Genomic DNA, 15,304 nt, shown 5'->3' on the forward strand with positions numbered 1-15,304 from the left:
CTTCCCGCGTTGCGAGCCCTCCGGGGCGGATCGATGCTGAGGAAGAGGCCTGCCCGCCGACGGCACGGACCGCGCACACAGTGGCCGCGGGGCCGGTGGCTGACGCGGAGCGCGCGGTGCGCGGGTTTCCGATGAGGGCCGCCGTCGCGCCGACGGGTCACTCACCGGGCCGCGCTGCGCGTCGAGTTCGCTGCGCCGCACGCCTGATCGCCGGGCCCGTACGTCCGGAGCCCCAGGGAGACACCATGACGACCGGTACCCTCTCCGCGCAGATCCTCGATCCCGCCAACCGAGCGGATCCGTACCCGCTCTACGCGGAATTGCGCAAGCAACCGGTCATGCGGGAGGACGACGGCACCTACCTGGTCAGCACCTACCACGAGGTGCGGAGCCTGGCCAACGACCCCCGGCTGAGCCAGGACACCCGCAACCAGCCGCCCGGTCGCATCCGGCACCCGGAAGAGCCGGGCTCGGGGCTGCCGCCGAGCTTCATCCTCACCGACCCTCCCCTGCACGACCGGTTGCGCGCCACCGCGAACCGGCCGTTCGGCCCCCCGCACAGCCCCAGGTTCCTCGACGGCCTGCGCGGGGAGCTGGCCTCGGTCGTCACCGGACTCCTCGACCGTTTCGACGGCAAGGACCGGGTCGACATCGTCGACGACTTCTCCTACCCGCTTCCCGTCACGGCCATCTGCCGGGTCCTCGGCGTTCCCCGCGAGGACGAGCCGCGCTTCCACAGCCTGGCCGACGCGGTGGCGTCCGGCATCGATCCCCAGCAGCAGGCCGGCGAAGGCCTGGAGAAGACCCAGCAGGCACGCCAGGAACTTGGCGCCTACCTGGCCGGACTGATCGACGCCGAACGCCGTCACCCCGGCCCCGGGCTGCTCAGCGCCCTCGCTCCCGAGACGGGCCCGGGCGGCAGCATGACACCGGAGGACCTGGTCGCCACCGCGATCCTGCTCCTGGTCGCCGGCCACGAGACCACCGTCAACCTGATCACCAACACGACGCTCACCCTGCTGCGCCACCCCGGCATACTCGAACGGTTCAGGAACGAACCGGAGTTGACGGTCCCGCTCATCGAGGAAGTGCTGCGGTACGAGCCCCCGGTGCAGTTCGTCCCGCTGGCCACCGCCATGGCCGACATCGACCTCGCCGGCACCACCATTCCCAAGGGCTCACCGGTCTGGCTGATGATCGCCGCGGCCAACCGGGACCCCGGACGCTTCGAGGACCCCGACAGCTTCGTTCCCGACCGGAAGGACAACCAGCACCTGGGCTTCTACACCGGCATCCACTACTGCTTCGGCGCCCCGCTGGCCCGGATCGAGGCGCAGCTCGCCCTGCCCGAACTGTTCCGCCGGGTCAAGGACCTCCACCTGCTCGAGGACCCGCCGCCGTACCGCGCCAACGCCGTGCTGCGCGGCCCCCGTCACCTTCCCGTGACGATCGGCGGCCTCACCGGCTGAAGCCCGTCGAGGAGCCGTTCAGCGTGCCGCGTGCAGCTCGGCGTACAGGTGCGGGCCCGACCAGGTGCGCGGTGCGGACTCCGCCTGGTGCACCAGCTCGACGAGTCGCGCGTTCGCGGGTGCCGTCCGGCCGTGCGCGGCGGCGAGGGCGACGATCTCGCCCTGGAGTGACTCGATCTCAGTGCGCCGGCCCCGCTGCAGGTCCTCCCACATCGAGGAGCGGGCGTGGGCGTCCATCCGGAGGGTTGCCGCCGCCACCCGGCGGAAGAAGGCGTCGGGCAGACCCAGCACGTACGGGGTGACGGCGGGCGCGGTGGGGCCGAGGCGGGCGGGGGTGATCCCGGCGGCGCGGTACGCGGCGAGTGCCTCGCGCTGGCACAGGGCCAGGCAGCGGCGGTACGCCCGCTGGCCGAGCTGGTCGCGCAGCGGTAGCCCGGAGAGGGCGTTGACGGCGTTGTTGAGGTTCATCAGCAGCTTGGCGTGCTGCACTTCGGACATGTCGGTGCGGGGCTCGACGGCCAGGCCCGCCTCGCGGAGGGCGGCGAAGAGCGTGTCGTCGGGCTCGGTCATGAGCCTGCCGGGCATGCCCTGGTGCACGGTGCCCGGTTCGGTCTGCACGACGTTGTAGGGCACCATCCCGGCCAGCACGGTGTGTCCGGGGAGCGCGGCGCGCAGGGTGGCGGGGTTGTGCAGCCCGTTCTGGAAGCTGACGGCGACCGCGCCGGGGGCGAGGTGCGGGGCGAGGTCCTCGGCGGCGGCCCCGGTGCCCGCGGTCTTCACGGTGACCAGCACGAAGTCGGCGCCGGCCGCCGCTTCGGGGCCGGTGGCGAGGGTCAGCCGGTCCGGCGTGAGGTGGACCGGCGGCCGGGCGGAGGTGCTGAGGGTGAGTCCCCGCTCGCGCAGCACGTCCATGGCGCCGGACCGGCCGATGAAGGTCACGTCGTACCCGGCGGCGACGAGGTGGCCACCGAGGTGGCAGCCGATACTTCCGGCGCCGAGGACGGCGAAGCGGGGCTTGGGCACGGGTGACTCCTGCGGGAGACGGGAGCGGGCAGGGCGGGGCTGGGCGGGCAGGCAGGCAGGCAGGCAGGCAGGCAGGCAGGAGCATGACAGTAGCGGGACGCCGGCTGCGCGAGGGGGCCGGCCCGGGGCGCGCGGCGGCGGGCGTGCGGCGGCCGGGCTGTGGCCGCTCGCTAGGCGAAGGTCCAGCGCGTGTGGCTGAACACCCCTGAGTGCCTGCCGAAGCCGTACGCCGTCGCCGGTGCCACCGCGAAGACCACCGCGTCGCCCTTGCGCATGGCGTCCCCGATGCCGTGGAAGGTGCCTTCGGGTGACGTGATGTGGTCCCCGTACTTCTCCTCGTAGGCGGCGACCACCTGTTCCAGCGCCGCGGGATCCGTCACCCGCTGCGCCGTGCCCTCGACCACGAGGTCGAGCCCCTCGGTGAGCGAGTTCCGGCCGGTGGTCAGCGCGCAGTGCGCGTCGTGCGCCAGGTTCTTCGCCTTCTGCTCGGCGGGCCCGGTGGCGAAGTACAGCACGCCGTCGTGCCATGCGGCGATCACCGGCGTGATGTGCAGACGGCCGTCGGAGCGGACGGTGGACAGCCAGAAGATCTCGGCTGCCGCGAGTTCCCGCCGGGCCTGTGCCCACTCGGTGGCGGTGACGCCCTCGGCCCCGGGGCGGGGATTGAGCGCGGAGCTGTAGCGGGCGTCCAGCTCCGTCCGGGGTTGCTGTGCGGACATGCGAACACCTTCCTTCCTGTGGTGGCTCTCCCGTCAGTCTCCTTTGGTGGCTCTCCCGTCAGTCAATGCCCCACGGACGGACAGGACGCCTCGCGTGCACCCGTTCGGGCGTCGTCGCGGGCAGGCCGGCCGTAGGCTTCCCCGCGGCTTTTCGGCCATGTGCACGAGGGCGTCAGGGCGCTGGTTCAGGACATCCGCCGGCCATGATCTTCCCACTCTCCCGAGCCGCTGGTAGCGTCATATGCCACCACTTGACTGAAGTTGTCTTCTGTGTAAACCGGTGAGGGCGACACACCGGCGCATGTCCGCGATCGATGTTTCACGACGCGACCGCCGACTACGGGAGCGAACGGGGGAGGTTCAAGCGGATGTTCATCATGGCCGAGTACCGCCTTCGGTTCCCGCCCCGGAGACGGACGCGGGTGTTCGGCCGGCCTCCGGTCCGCCCGCCGGGGAGCCGCGTGCCTGCGCGCCCCGTCTCCGGCGCCTGCCGACCACGGGGCCGGTGCCACGGGCGGCCCCGCTCCACGGGTCACTGATCCGGCCCCGCCCCTGCGGCGGATCGGCGCATGCGCCGATCGCCGGCCGCCGGCCACAGCTGCCGCCGGGCGGTTCCCCCACGTTCCCATCGCGATCGCGGCCGGCATGAGGAAGAGGGTTGCCCGATGAACATCCCGTCCGACCACCCGGCAGGGGACGATGCCCACCCGGGTGAGCTGTCACCGGCGGACATGGCTCTGTACCGCGAACTCGCCGAGCACGGTCCGCTGCACGTGCAGGAACTCATGGCGCGCGAGAACCGCGAGGTCCTCGCGCGCAGCGTCGCCGTCCTCACCGCGGCAGGGCTGCTCAGACGCGTCGGGGCGGACCGGCTGGCCGTGGCCGACCCGGCGGACGTGTCGGCCCGGTTCCTCAGGCGCTGGGAGGACCGGGTCCAGGCCACCCAGCTGGACCTGCTGCGCGTGCGGGGGCAGCTCGCCGAACTGGCCCTGATCCACGCCACGCAGCAGCACGGCCACGCGGGGCCGCACCTGGAACGCCTGGCATCGCTGGAGGACGTGACACGGCTGCTCGACCGGCACGCCGACGAATGCACGCAGGAAGTGCTCGCCGCCCAGCCCGGCGGCCCCCGTCCCGCCGCCCAACTGCTGGCCGCCCGGGACCGGGACCGGCAGCTGCTCCACCGGGGCGTCCGGCTGCGCACCCTCTACCAGCACTCCGCACGCTTCCATCCGCCCACGGTGAAGTACGCGGAGGAGGTCACCAGACTGGGCGCCGAGGTCCGCACGGTCACCGGCGACCTCGCCCGGTTCATCGTCTTCGACCGCAGCGCCCTCTTCCTGCCGTTACAGGACAGCCCCGGCGGCGCGCTGGTGGTCCGCAGTCCTGATCTCATCGCTTTCACGGTGCAGATCTTCGAGTTGCTCTGGTCGTCGGGCGAACTCATCCACAAACCCCGGGAGAAGTCCTTCGTCCAGGGCATCGCCGACCAGACGAGACGCTCGATCGTCCAGCACCTGGTCCAGGGCCACGACGACCGGACGACCGCGCGGGCCCTCGGGATATCCGTGCGGACCTGCCAGCGGCACGTATCGGAGATCATGAACCGCTTCGGTGCCTCCAGCAGATTCCAGCTGGGCTATCTCATAGGCCGGCACGGCCCCCTGGAACAGGAGGGCTCGATCTCCGCCCTCTCCCTGAAGAAAGGGTGACAGGGGCGGAACCGGAAACCGGGAAGCGGTCATGTCCGGGGCCGCCACGGCGATTTTCGGCCGAAGAGGCACCGTCCGCTCCGGACCCCTACACCCTCGGGTACGGAAGGCGGAGCGGAATCGCACATTCAGGCCTTCGCTGCATATTCCTGTTTCCGCCAGTCATGATCCCGCCGGAGCCGATTCGAAAAAACCGGCGACCCGCTGGGACATAATGCTCGACGGCCGCTTGCCGGTCGATCCCGCAAGCGGTGGTCCGTACCGCCACGCCTTCCTGACAGGAGAACGAAGCATGACAGCTCGTCCGGCCGGCATAGGTGCCACAGCCGGCCTCCTCCTCGCTCTGGCCGTCGGCTGCCTCACCGCGCTCCACGTGTCCCCCACGCCGGGTCCGACGGCCGCCGCGGCGACCCCGTCGCTGTCCCCCGACGCCGACACGGGCTGGGGCACGGCCCCGGTGGACGACACCGGTTGGGGCCGCTTCGCCCCGTGACCGCCGTCCGCCGACCGACGGGGCCGGCGCGACCGCCGTCCGCCGACCCGTATGAGCGGCGGACGGCGCCGACCGTATTCTCGGCTCACCTCACTGCGGCCGCGCGGACTCCTGCGTGGCCGCAGTGCTGTGCGCGGCGGCGGCAGCGGACTGGGGCGGCGGCGCCGGGCGCAGGCCCAGGACGGTCAGGAGCAGGCCGAAGGCGACCACCACGGTGGAGAAGACGAAGACGGACGTGAACACGTCGCTGCCGCTGATCGTGCGGTGCCCGTCGACCAGCACGGCGAACGCGGCGACCCCCAGCGCGCCACCGAACTGACGTGCCGTGGTGTTGAGACCGCTGGCCGTCGCGAACCGGGCGGGCGGCGCGGAGAAGGCGGCCGACGCCGACGTCCCCATGGTCACCAGACCCATCCCGATGCCGGCCAGCGAGGCCACCGGGAACCACAGCGACCAGAAGGCCGGCCGGTCGCCGAGCGCCAGCACCAGCCAGATGCCGCAGGCGAGGAAGACCGCCATGCCGGCGACGGCGGCGGTGCGCGGCCCGCCGAGCCGGGGCGCGAGACGGCTCATCCCGAGCGCAGCGACGGACGCCGTGACCGCACCGGGCGTCATGGCGAGTCCGGCCTCCAGCTCGCTGTAGTGCCAGACGTCGGTCAGACACAGCACACTGGCCAGCAGCCACGGGTACTGCGCCATGCCGTAGAGCAGCGAGACGACGTTGGTGACCGCGAAGGGCCGGTGGCCCAGCAGTGACATCTCCACCGCAGGCGCCGGGTGCCGCAGCGAGCGCGGCACCAGCACGCCGATGGCCAGCACACCCGCCGCGAAGACGGCGAGCGTCCGTGGGTCGAGCCAGCCCCAGTCCGGACCCTCGGTGATGCCGAGGGTCAGGGCGCCGACACCGACCGTCAGGCACACGGTGCCGAAGGGGTCGGGGAACCGGCGCGCGACCGTGACCGGTGCGGGCGCCGGCAGCCGGGTGAGCGCGGCGGCGGTGAGCAGGACGCCGAACGGCAGGTTGATGTAGAAGACCGCACGCCAGCCGAGGCTGTCGACCAGCAGGCCGCCCACGCTGGGGCCGACCGCCGCGGCGAAGGCGGACGCCGCGCTCCACACGCCGATCGACCTGACGCGGTGCTCGGCGGGGCCGTCGAGCAGCAGGATGGCCAGCGAGGCCGGGATCATCGCGGCGGCGCCGGCGCCCTGCACCATGCGCATGGCGACCAGGACGGGCAGGCTGGGGGCGAGCGCGCACAGCAGCGAGGCCAGGGTGAAGGTGACGATGCCGCCGACGAAGAGCCGGCGGCGCCCCAGGACGTCGGCCAGCAGGCCGGCCGAGGCGAGCAGGGCGGCGAAGACCACGGCGTACCCGCTGATGACCCAGGACAGCGCGGACAGGGAGGCGTCCGCGAAGTCCCGCTGCAGGTCGGGTACGGCCAGGTTGGTCACGGTGGAGTCGAGCATCGCGAGGAACGTGCCGCCTGACGCCGTGAGCGTCAGGGCGCGTAAGGCACGCGGGGCGGGAGCCGGAGCGGCCTGCTTCACTGGTGAGCACTCCTTGAGTGGTCCGGTGTGGTGCGGTCACGCCTCCCCGGACGCCAGCCGGATGGTCCGCTCGACCTGCGCGACACGCTCCCTGTCGAAGGCTTCCGCGATGTTCTCGTCCTGTGTGGCCAGCGTGTCGATGTCCTGCTGCTCGAAGCCGATGATTCCCATGCCGGCGAACGTGTCCCTCATACGGGTACCGAAGAGGCCGATGTCCTTGAGCGTAGGCACGATCCGCGAGAACAGATAGGTCTGGAACATGCGGTAGTGCTCGGATGATCGCATGTGGCTGATGCATTCGTCAGCGTCGACGTCGAGATTCCGCCAGACTTCCTCGCCCAGGAAGCGCTGTTGCATCAGATGGCAGGCTTCCGCACAGAACTCCTCGCGCTCGTTCCGTTCCGTTTCGGTCAGTTCGGGATAGAAATCCCGCAACGCCAGTCTGCCGAAGGCGACATGACGCGCTTCGTCCTGCATCACGTATGCGTTGAGCGCCTTGGCCAAGGGCTCGGAGGCGTGGTCCCGGATCAGACTGAAGGCCGCAAGAGCCAGTCCCTCGATCAGCACCTGCATGCCGAGATACGTCATGTCCCAACGGGAGTCCGCGATGACGTCGTTGAGCAGCGCCTTGAGCCCGGGATTGATGGGATAGGCCAGTTGGAGCTTCTCGCGCAGGTACCGCGAATACACCTCGACGTGCCGGGCCTCGTCCATCACCTGGGTCGCCGCGTAGAACTTCGAGTCGAGGTCGGGAACCGTGTGCACGATCTTCGAGGAGCAGATGAGCGCGCCCTGTTCACCGTGCAGGAACTGGGAGAACTGCCAGGCGGCCAGGTGGTGGCGGACCGTGCCGCGTTCCTTGGCGCCGAGCCGCTCCCAGACCCGGGTCCCGTAGATCGCGATCGTCTCCTCGGGCACCCCCATCGGGTCGTCGAGGTCGATCTCGGTGGACCAGTCGATCCGCTCGTTGGCGTCCCACTGCTTCTGCTTGCCCTTCTCGTACAGGCCGAGCAGCCGGTCACGCCCCTCGTCGTACTCCCAGTCGAACACCGTGGTGGAGCCGTCGGGGACCTGCCACCGGGTCTGTTCGACGGGCAGCGCGTAGATGCGAGTGCTCACGAGAATCCCTTCTCCTGGGGTGACCGCCTGGTCAGTCTGGAGGAGCCGCGCCCCCGGGTGCAGTGGGGATATCCCTGGGTGTTTCCCGGCCGGCCGGCGCGCGGTCCCCGGGGCACCTTCGCGTTTCCGCCTGTCGTGATGACGTCGATCTCCGCCCGGCCACCGCGGCGAGTGCCGTCGGCTAGGGTGACGTCTCTGTGAACGAGCCGACGGTCCCACGCACTTGACGAACAGCAGTCTTTCCACTTGCCACGGGGGCTCGATGACACGTATCAGCCATGACCCGCATCATCCGAGAGGGGCATCGGTGGATCATGCTGTCCACATCGTTCAGGATTTCACGGCGGGAAACCGGGAATTGGCCGGCCGCAGAGCGGCGCTGGAATCCCTGGAGAACTCCCTGACCCAGTTACAGGCCACCGGCACCCCCCGTGTGGTCCTGGTGACCGGGGACCCGGGTGTGGGCAAGACGGCGCTCCTGGGGGAGTTCGCGGACACGGCGCGCTCCCGGGACGCCGTGGTGGCCACGGGGCGGGCCGGTGCGTCACTGGGCACGTCCCTGGGCGCGTTCGCCGACGCCTTCGACGAACAGCGCGAACTGGTGCGCACCGTGCTGGCCGACTGGCCGCGGGAGCGCCGCGAGCGGATGACCCGCATCCTGCGTGGTGAGCACGCACGCCACGACGTCACCGCGGCCGGGGGACAGCCGGCGCGCAGAGTGGTCCACGAACTCGTCGAGGCCCTCGCCAGGCCCAGCCTCGTTCTGATCCTCGACGACCTCCACCTGGCCGACCCGGACTCCCTCGAGCTGCTCGCCGGGCTGCTGCGCCGGCCGCCCAGGGCCCGGTTCCTGGCCGTCCTCGGCTACCGCGACCGGCAGGTGCCGGAGCGGCTGCGCACGGCCGTCCACGGCCGGTCCGAGCGGATCGCACTCGACCACCTCCCGCTGGCGCCGCTGTCCGAGCAGGACGTCGGCCTGCTGCTCGCCGACGCCACCGCGCTGCGCCGCAGGGAGCTGTACCGCCGCAGCGGTGGCAACCCCGGTTACCTGCGCATGCTCCTCACCGAGCGCTCCCCCGAGGCGCGCGCCGGTATCCTCGACGAACTGGTCCCGCTGGCGCCGCCGGTGCGCCGTACCGTCCAGGCGGCGGCGATCATCGGCTGCGAGTTCGACACGGAACTGCTGACGCGGCTGCTGGAGGAACCCGAGAACGCCGTGCTGGCCGCGCTCGGCGAACTGGTCCACCGCGACATCGTCCGGCCGGTGGCCGCCGGCCATCACTTCGTCTTCCGGCATCCGGTGGTGCACCGCGCGGTCTACGACGCCGGCGATCTGGCCTGGCGGGTGGAGATGCACGCGCGGGCCGAGGAGGCGCTGCGCACCCGCGGCGCGTCGGCGATCGAGCGGGCCCCGCACGTGGAGCAGTGCATCAGGTTCGCCGAGTCGGAGGGGGTCGACCTGCTGTGCACGGCCGCCCGCTCGGTGGCGGCCACCGAACCGGCCCGGGCCGCCGCCTGGTTCCGCACCGCCCTGCGGGTGCTGCCGCGCGGTGCCGGCCTCGCGGTGCCCAGGGCCCGGCTGCAGACGGAGCTGGCGCGTGCCCTGGCGGACCGCGGCCGTCTCCACGAGGCGAGGGAACTCGTCCACGAGGCGCTGCGCGTGCTGCCACGGGAACCGGCCGCCGAGCATGCCGAGGCGGTCGTGCTCGCCGCCACCGTGCAGCGGATGCTCGGTGCCCGCGAGGAGACCGAGGTGATGCTGCGCAGGGAGCTGGACGGTCTGTCGCAGCAGGACGAGGTGGTCGCCGCCGCCCTCAAGTGCCAGCTGGCGGCCGGACAGCTCTACACCGCCTGTCACGACGGAAGCGCCGCCCGGTGGACCGAGGAGGCGCTGGGGGTCGCGCGCCGCACCGACCGGCGCGCGTTGCAGGCCTCCTGCCTCGGCCTGCTCGCCCTGATCGAGGCGGCCGAATGCGGCGGGCGGGCCGGGAACGGCCGGCTCGCCGAAGCGGCCAGGATCCTGGACGGCATGCTCGACGACGAGCTGGCCGGCAGCCTGGACGCCGCACTGTGGATCGGCTGGAGCGAGATCCTGGGCTGCGCCTGGGAAGACGCCCTGCGCCACTTCCGCAAGGCCGTCGACTTCGCCACCCGCACCGGCCATCTGCTGTACCTGCCGCATCTGCTGGTGGGCCAGTCCTACGCCCTGCTCGCCAGGGGCGAGCTGGCCGAGGCCCAGATCACCGCCGAGCACGCGGTCCACCTGACCGCGGACGCGGAGTGCCTGGAGGGTGTGATCAACGCCCGTGCCATGCAGGCCCTCGTCGACGTCGCCCGGGGGCGCACGGACCGCGCCCTCGAAGCCGCGGTCGCCGCGACCGTCCACCCCCGCCACTCGGCGAGCAACTGGAAGGAGGCGATGGCCCTGCGCATCCTGGCCGAGGCGCGGCTGGCGAGCGGCGATCACGAGGGATGCCTGGCCGTGGTCTCCGAGGCCGGCGGCCCGGACCTGCCGACGGCGGACGCCGGCTCCCGTCCGGTCTGGTACGAGATGCTCACACGCGCCGAGCTGTCCGCCGAGCGGTACGCCCGTGCCGCCCACTGGGCCGCACGGGCCGCTTCCGTCGACCCTGCCGGGGCGATGGCCGAGCTGGCCCGGGCGCAGGTGCTCGTGCACACCGACCCCGGGCAGGCATGCGGCCCCGCCGAGCGTGCCGTGGCCGGGCTGGAGTCCTCGGGCCGGGTGCTCGACGCGCTGCGGGCGCGGATCGTGCTGGGGGTCGCGCTGTGGCACCAGGACCGTTTCGACGATGCGGCGCGGGAGCTGAAGGCCGCGGGGGCGGCCCTCGACCAGTGCGGCGCGGTGCTGTCGGCCCGGACGGCCCGTCAGGAGCGGCGCAGGCTCGCGGCGCGGGCCCCGCGGACCAGGGGCCCGATCGGTGGCTCGGAGATATTGCCGGCCCTGACCAGCCGGGAAAGGCAGATCGCGGATCTCGTCGGTGAGGGGCTGACCAACCGGCTGATCGCCAGGCGGCTGCACATCGCGGAGAAGACCGTCGAGATGCATCTGTCACGCGTCTTCGCGAAGCTCGGGGTGTCCAACCGGGCCGCGGTGGCGGCCGTGATCACCCGGGAGCCACCCGGGTGGGCGACGCCCAGACCGGCGTGAGACCCGGCCGACGTGAGATCCGGCCGGCGTCAGACCCGGCCGGCATGAGATCCGGCCGGCGTCAGACCCGGCCGGCATAAGCCCAGGCCGACATGAGACCCGGCCGACGTGAAACCCGCGGGCATGAGACCCGGACGGCCGGCGGACTTCGGCACCGGCCGGCCGGGGTTCGGGCTCGCCCCTCCCGGAGCGGGGGGCTCACCGCTCCGGGTCGGGGCCCAGCGGGATGCCGGCGATGACGCTGACGAAACGGGCGAGCGCTCCGGCGACGGATTCGGCCGGGGTCTCCTCCCCGCGGACCTGCTCCTCGGGGTCGTGCTCGGTCTCTGTGGACGGCAGGACCCACCTCGGTACGATCACAGGTGCCGCCTTCCTCGTCACAGGGGGATGTTGCTGTGCTTCTTGGGCAGCGCCGTGACCCTCTTGGTGCGCAGCGAGGCCAGTGCCCGGGCGACCGCGATCCGGGTCTCGGCCGGTGCCACCACGTCGTCGATGCACCCGCGCTCGGCCGCCACGTACGGGCTGATCAGCTGTTCCTCGTACGTCTCGGTCAGCCGGGCCTCCAGCTCCGCGGGGTCGTCGGCGGCCGTCAGGTCTCGGTGGAACAGCATGTCCACGCCTCCGCGCGCCCCCATGACGCCGATCTCGGCGGTCGGCCAGGCGAAGCAGATGTCGGCACCCAGTTCCTTGGAACCCATGGAGGCGTAACCGCCGCCGTACGCACGCCGGGTGATGACCGTGACCTTGGGAACCGTGGACTCGATGTAGGCGAAGCCGAGCTTGGCCCCGCGCCGGATGATGCCGCCGTGCTCCTGTACCAGGCCGGGCAGGAAACCGGGCACGTCGACGAAGGTGAGCAGGGGCAGATTGAAGGCGTCGCAGAACCGTACGAACCTGGCGGCCTTCTCGGAGGCGTCGATGTCCAGGGAACCGGCCAGGTGCAGCGGCTGGTTGGCCACGACACCGACGGTGGCACCCTCCACCCGGGCGAAGCCGCAGATGATGTTGCGGGCGAAGTCCTGCTGGATCTCCAGCAGATCACCGTCGTCGACCACCGTCTCGATGGCGGTGTGCATGTCGTACGGCGCCTCGGGGCTGTCCGGGATCAGCCTGTCCAGGGCCCGGTCGCGTTCGGTCCGCCCGCTGCCGGCCGGCGCCAGATAGGCCGGGGGTTCGGTGGCGTTGTTGGCCGGCAGGAACGACAGGAGGTCCTTGACGAAGGCGATCGCCTCCTCCTCCCCGTCGGCGTGGTAGTGGGCACTGCCGGTGCGGCGAGCGTGCACGTCGGCGCCGCCCAGCTCCTCCAGTCCCACGCTCTCGCCGGTCACCGCCCTGATGACGTCCGGGCCGGTGACGAACATGTGCGAGGTCCGCTCCACCATGACGACGAAGTCCGTCGCGGCCGGCGTGTAGACGGCGCCACCGGCGCACATGCCCATGATCAGGGAGATCTGCGGGATCATGCCCGACGCCTCGACCGTACGGCGGGCCACCTGCCCGTAGGCGGACAGCGCGAGCACGCCCTCCTGCAGCCGGGCCCCGCTGGAGTCGTTGATGCCGATGACGGGGCATCCGGTGCTCATGGCGAGGTCGAGCAGCTTGCCCACCTTGGTCCCGAAGACCTCGCCGACGCTGCCGTTGAACGAGGTGGCGTCCTGGGCGTAGACGCACACCTGACGGCCGTCCACGGTGCCGACGCCGGTGATCACGCCGTCGCCGTAGGGCCGCTGGGCGTCGATACCGAAGGCGGTCGAGCGGTGCCGGGCCAGCGCGTCGGTCTCCATGAACGAGCCCGCGTCCAGCAGCAGCGCGATGCGTTCCCGCGCGGTCAGCCGGCCGAGGATGCGTTGCCGCTGGGCGGCGCGCGGCGAACCGGGTCGGCGCGCCCGGCTCTTGCGCTGCTCCAGCTCGGCGATCCGCTCCGCGGTGGTCCTGCGGGTGAGCGTGACGCGGGCGGCGGAGCCGGCGTCCTCCGTGGATTTCATCGGACTCCTTGTGCGGCGGCGCCGTGGTGGGCGCCGAAGGCGTGGGCGAATTCGGTGGTCATGCGCCCGACGGTGGACAGCTGCTCCCGGGCACGCGCACCGCGCCCGTTCTCCGCGGTCAGCGCGACGCCGAGCGGCACCGGCCAGGCGCGCAGGGCGTGCACGATGGAGCGCAGCGCGGCCATCGTGGTGCCCCCGGACTGCGAGCCGTCGCAGCTGACCACACAGCCCACCGCCCTGCCGTGCAGGTAGGGCCGGTGGTCGTCGCGCAGGTCCTCCAGGAAGTCGAGGGCGTTCTTCAGCAGCGCGGCGACTCCTCCGTGGTAGCTGGGGGTGGCCAGGACCACGCCGTCCGCGCGGGCCAGCAGGGTCAGCATGTGCCGGACCGCGGGGCCGCGTTCGCGGTGGTGCGGCAGGAACAGCGGAAGCGTCCCGAGGAAGGCGCCGTCGAACTTCACCGTGCGGGCACCGGACTCCTCGGCGCCCCGCAGGGCCAGGGACAGCGCCCAGTCGGTGGTGGAGTCCGCCCGGCCGGTGCCGCCCACGCCCACCACCAGGGGCCCGTCACCCCCGGTGGTCGTCCCGATGCCGTTCACCGGCCGGCGGTGCGCAGACTCAGTGGCCGCATGTCGGTCCACACCGCCTCGATGTGCTCCAGGCACTCGGCCCGGCGACCGGAGAACCCGGCCCGGCGCCAGCCCCCGGGGACCGGCAGGCCGGTGTCCCAGACGGCGTACTGCTCCTCGTCGTTGACGACCACCACGTATTCCGCGGCGTCGGTGTGTTCGGTGTGCTCGGCGGTCATGTCCGTCTCCCTCGGCTGGTCCTGGCTACTTCCGTGTGTCCTTGACGATCCGGCCGCCCTTGACCACCAGGACCACGCGGTCCGGGTCGTCGAAGAGTTCCGGCTCGGCGAGCGGGTCGAAGTCCACCGCGATCAGGTCGGCGAGCTTGCCGCTCTCGACGGAACCGATCCGGTCCGCGACGCGCATGATGCGGGCGTTGACCGAGGTGGCGGACATGATGGCCTCGCGGGCCCCGAGGACGCGCGCCTTGAGGGCGATCTCCAGTCCGCGCCGGTTCTGGTTCGGCCCGATGAGATCGGAGCCCGACCCGATGGGCACGCCCGCGGCGCGCGCGGCGAGCAGAGCGTCGGTCATGCCCTGGAGGGTGTCGCCGACCCGGCAGCGGATCTGCTCCGGCAGCCCGTGCTGGTCGAAGTTCTCCTCCAGCACCTTGGCGATGGCCAGGGTCGGCACCAGGCTCACACCGCGCTCGGCCATCATCGCGGCCGTCGCCTCGTCGATCCCGGTGCCGTGCTCGACGCACTCCACCCCGGCGCCGACGGCATTGCGGACCCCGGCGACGTTGTGGGCGTGCACCGTGACGTAGGTGTGCCGGGCGTGCGCCTCGGCGACGGCGGCGGCGATCTCCTCGACCGTGAACTGTGTGTCGTCCAACGAGTCCGAAAGGGAGACCACCCCTCCCGTGACGGCCATCTTGAGGAAGGACGCCCCCTGCCGGAAGCACTCCCTGGCGGCCTTGCGCACCTCGTCGCAGCCGTCCGAGATGCGGCCCACGGCGGTGAGCCCGCGGACCCGGAAGTGGAAGGTGGCGTCCGGCGGCAGGAAGGGCGACCCCAGGTGCCCGTGGCCGCCGCCCTGGACCAGCGGGGACGCCGAGGCCCAGATGCGCGGCCCCGGCACCAGGCCCCGGCCGACGGTGCGCAGGACGCCGTGGTCGATGCCGCCGCAGTCGCGCACCGCGGTGAATCCGGCGTCCAGGGTCTGGCGCAGGGTGCGGAAGATGTCGGCGGCCCGTTCGGCGACGGACAGCTCCATGTTGAGCACCGCCCGGGTCTCGCTGGAGTGCCCGATGTGCACGTGCGCGTCGATGAGACCGGGCAGCAGGGTCAGTCCGCCCAGGTCCAGCACGTCGGCGTCACCGACCGGCCCGCGGTCGTGGACCGCGCCGATCCGGTCGTCCTCGATGCGGACCGCGCCGCCGCGGACGGGGTCGTTGCCCAGACCGTCGAGGACGGTGGCTCCGGTCAGCAGCAGTGTCATG

13 protein-coding genes are annotated in these 15,304 nt (G+C 72.1%); 4 read left to right on the top strand and 9 right to left on the bottom strand.

Annotation, left to right across the window (positions count from 1 at the left end; translation table 11 throughout):
• The first annotated feature begins 245 nt into the window (after nucleotides 1-245).
• Complete coding sequence (locus JK359_RS11900; RefSeq protein ID WP_201834810.1) at nucleotides 246-1,469, top strand: cytochrome P450; 1,224 nt, start codon at nucleotides 246-248, stop codon at nucleotides 1,467-1,469.
• An 18-nt stretch (nucleotides 1,470-1,487) separates the two neighbouring features.
• Here JK359_RS11900 and JK359_RS11905 read toward each other — a convergent pair whose 3' ends face one another.
• Both JK359_RS11905 and JK359_RS11910 read right to left on the bottom strand, forming a co-directional pair.
• Nucleotides 1,488-2,492 carry a 2-dehydropantoate 2-reductase gene (locus JK359_RS11905; RefSeq protein ID WP_201834812.1) on the bottom strand — a complete coding sequence of 335 codons (1,005 nt, stop codon included), beginning with the start codon at nucleotides 2,490-2,492 and terminating at the stop codon, nucleotides 1,488-1,490.
• Nucleotides 2,493-2,662: 170 nt separating this feature from the next.
• Nucleotides 2,663-3,211 carry a pyridoxamine 5'-phosphate oxidase family protein gene (locus tag JK359_RS11910; RefSeq protein ID WP_201834814.1) on the bottom strand — a complete coding sequence of 183 codons (549 nt, stop codon included), beginning with the start codon at nucleotides 3,209-3,211 and terminating at the stop codon, nucleotides 2,663-2,665.
• A 665-nt stretch (nucleotides 3,212-3,876) separates the two neighbouring features.
• On the opposite strand from JK359_RS11910, the gene JK359_RS11915 reads away from it, so the two are divergent.
• Both JK359_RS11915 and JK359_RS11920 read left to right on the top strand, forming a co-directional pair.
• Nucleotides 3,877-4,923, top strand: coding sequence for a LuxR C-terminal-related transcriptional regulator (locus JK359_RS11915; RefSeq protein WP_201834816.1), 1,047 nt, complete (start codon nucleotides 3,877-3,879; stop codon nucleotides 4,921-4,923).
• Between the two features lie 292 nt (nucleotides 4,924-5,215).
• Nucleotides 5,216-5,416 carry a hypothetical protein gene (locus tag JK359_RS11920; RefSeq protein ID WP_201834818.1) on the top strand — a complete coding sequence of 67 codons (201 nt, stop codon included), beginning with the start codon at nucleotides 5,216-5,218 and terminating at the stop codon, nucleotides 5,414-5,416.
• Nucleotides 5,417-5,506: 90 nt separating this feature from the next.
• Here JK359_RS11920 and JK359_RS11925 read toward each other — a convergent pair whose 3' ends face one another.
• Nucleotides 5,507-6,964 (bottom strand): DHA2 family efflux MFS transporter permease subunit, encoded by a 1,458-nt coding sequence (locus tag JK359_RS11925; RefSeq protein WP_201834820.1) that lies wholly within the window; start codon nucleotides 6,962-6,964, stop codon nucleotides 5,507-5,509.
• A 36-nt stretch (nucleotides 6,965-7,000) separates the two neighbouring features.
• Complete coding sequence (locus JK359_RS11930; RefSeq protein ID WP_201834822.1) at nucleotides 7,001-8,083, bottom strand: ferritin-like domain-containing protein; 1,083 nt, start codon at nucleotides 8,081-8,083, stop codon at nucleotides 7,001-7,003.
• A 358-nt stretch (nucleotides 8,084-8,441) separates the two neighbouring features.
• Here JK359_RS11930 and JK359_RS11935 point away from each other — a divergent pair, with 358 nt between their 5' ends.
• On the top strand, nucleotides 8,442-11,252 hold the full coding sequence (locus tag JK359_RS11935) for an ATP-binding protein (RefSeq protein WP_201834824.1): 2,811 nt from the start codon (nucleotides 8,442-8,444) through the stop codon (nucleotides 11,250-11,252).
• Between the two features lie 198 nt (nucleotides 11,253-11,450).
• On the opposite strand, the gene JK359_RS11940 is transcribed toward JK359_RS11935, so the two are convergent.
• From JK359_RS11940 to JK359_RS11960, 5 genes are read right to left on the bottom strand one after another with little or no spacing between them, the layout of a single operon-like run.
• Nucleotides 11,451-11,612 (bottom strand): hypothetical protein, encoded by a 162-nt coding sequence (locus JK359_RS11940; protein ID WP_201834826.1) that lies wholly within the window; start codon nucleotides 11,610-11,612, stop codon nucleotides 11,451-11,453.
• Nucleotides 11,613-11,629: 17 nt separating this feature from the next.
• Nucleotides 11,630-13,237, bottom strand: coding sequence for an acyl-CoA carboxylase subunit beta (locus JK359_RS11945; RefSeq protein ID WP_201834828.1), 1,608 nt, complete (start codon nucleotides 13,235-13,237; stop codon nucleotides 11,630-11,632).
• A complete protein-coding gene (locus JK359_RS11950; protein WP_201834830.1) occupies nucleotides 13,234-13,833 on the bottom strand; it encodes an NADPH-dependent FMN reductase in 600 nt (199 codons plus the stop codon). Before JK359_RS11950 ends, JK359_RS11945 begins: the two co-directional genes overlap by 4 nt.
• Nucleotides 13,830-14,042, bottom strand: a complete 213-nt coding sequence (locus tag JK359_RS11955) for an MbtH family protein (protein WP_201834838.1) — start codon at nucleotides 14,040-14,042, stop codon at nucleotides 13,830-13,832. Before JK359_RS11955 ends, JK359_RS11950 begins: the two co-directional genes overlap by 4 nt.
• A gap of 25 nt (nucleotides 14,043-14,067) precedes the next feature.
• The gene (locus tag JK359_RS11960; RefSeq protein ID WP_201834840.1) at nucleotides 14,068-15,303 is read right to left on the bottom strand and encodes a metal-dependent hydrolase family protein; all 1,236 of its coding nucleotides are present in this window, start codon (nucleotides 15,301-15,303) and stop codon (nucleotides 14,068-14,070) included.
• Between the last annotated feature and the right edge of the window lies 1 nt (nucleotide 15,304).

The sequence above is a fragment of the Streptomyces actinomycinicus genome (genome assembly GCF_016741775.1).
In the GTDB taxonomy this organism is placed as follows: domain Bacteria; phylum Actinomycetota; class Actinomycetes; order Streptomycetales; family Streptomycetaceae; genus Streptomyces; species Streptomyces actinomycinicus.